Annotated in this window: 1 pseudogene; it reads left to right on the top strand. The window is 64.7% G+C overall.

Annotated features, from left to right (window positions below):
* Nucleotides 1–498 (top strand): annotated as a pseudogene (locus tag AOA59_RS00690) (AMP-binding protein); the annotation flags it as partial.

Genomic DNA, 498 nt, shown 5'->3' with positions numbered 1-498 from the left:
GCGCTGTTGCAGCAGCAAGCGGTCAGCGTGTTGTGGAAAACCGTCGAGCCTGTTCCACCAGTACGCCGAAGGGTTGCTGCCGGTGTTCAAGCAGTTACGCTACCTGATCGTCGGCGGCGATGTGCTCGACCCAAGTGTCATCGCCCGAGTACTCAAGGACGGCGCGCCGCAGCACCTGCTCAATGGCTATGGCCCGACCGAAGCCACCACCTTCTCGACCACCTTTGAAATCACCTCGGCCGAGGAGGGCAGCATCCCGATTGGCCGGCCGGTCGGCAACAGCCGTGCCTATGTGCTGGATGCCCATCAGCAACCGGTGCCGGTCGGCGTGACCGGCGAGCTGTATATCGGCGGTCAGGGCGTTGCCCTCGGCTACCTGAACCGTGCCGACCTGACGGCGCAAACATTCCTCGCCGACCCGTTCAGCGACACGGGCTTGATGTACCGCACCGGCGACCTGGTGGCCTGGCGCGCGGACGGTACCTTGCAGTACCAGGG

Origin of the sequence: Pseudomonas sp. 2822-15 (assembly GCF_002742515.1) — a bacterium.
GTDB classification, from domain to species: domain Bacteria; phylum Pseudomonadota; class Gammaproteobacteria; order Pseudomonadales; family Pseudomonadaceae; genus Aquipseudomonas; species Aquipseudomonas salomonii.
This window is presented reverse-complemented; position numbering and strand designations above follow the sequence as displayed.